Raw genomic sequence first — 923 nt, 5'->3', positions numbered from 1 at the left:
TGGGACGGCTAGCTTGTCCCGTCGGGCATCTGATCCCGCTTTTCCCGAAGGCTTGGAGGCGGCAGCCAACCGGCGCCACACAGCAGCAGACGCCAACATCCCGGCCCTTTTATCGGGAAGGTCGGTGATGCCCGCTGTGCGCTCACACGCTTCCGCGAGGTGCAAATAGAGTTCTTTGGATTTCATTCCGGCCTCCCTCATCGCGAGCGGCCCAACAAACCATTCAAAATGGCGAGGCTCTTGGGGCCTACCCTCGAGATGGCTGCCAGTTCGGAAGGATGCGCTGAGTGCAGGTCATCCACTTTGAGGAAACCTGCGTTCGCCAAAGCTCGAGCAGTGCCGAGTGGCAGGCCCTTGCTCTGCCACGTCTTCGACGCCAGCCAGTACTCTTCAAATGACGAAGGTTTGCGCCTGATGAGAGACATCGCCCCAATGCCACCTAAGAGTGGCCCCCGTACCCACTCTCTACGGTAAGGATTGCGCTCCAGCCAGAGACGTTGTGTGACCCATCGTGGGTCATGAAAGTCTTGTTGGTAGTCGACTAGGCAGATTTTAGCGAGGAAAGCGCTCTCGCGGGGAAGGCGTTTAGGGCACCCAAGGCCATGTCGAAGTCTCGGCGGCACATACACACCGCCGGCTTCACCGTCTTGGTTTCCTCGAATGGACGAGAGCCGCCGGGCACTGGGGTGTGTGGGATTGAGCAGTGGGAAGCTGCTCGCTTTGTGCCCGACGCGCGCTGTGGATTTGGCGCTCGGTATCCAATTTTGGAAGAGGTCTAAAGTGGCAAAGCGGTGACCCTGGCCCCACCCGGCAATCAGAAAGAACGGAGGCAGCGGGGGGGGGCGCAACCTCCGTTTCCCGCTCCAGTCTCCCAGACTGCAAGAGCCTCAGCCGGCGCGGGGCGAGCAGGCTGAATTCACACC

General features: G+C 60.5%; 1 protein-coding gene. It reads right to left on the bottom strand.

The features are described from left to right. Nucleotides 1-186, bottom strand: a 186-nt coding sequence (locus tag RSO01_RS48810) for a hypothetical protein (RefSeq protein WP_218037699.1), incomplete at its 3' end; no start/stop codon positions are given. Nucleotides 187-923: the final 737 nt, after the last annotated feature.

Source organism: Reyranella soli (genome assembly GCF_007992495.1).
Taxonomy (GTDB): Bacteria; Pseudomonadota; Alphaproteobacteria; order Reyranellales; family Reyranellaceae; genus Reyranella; species Reyranella soli.
Note: the sequence above shows the minus strand (reverse complement) of the source record. Positions and strands in the feature narration are given on the sequence as shown.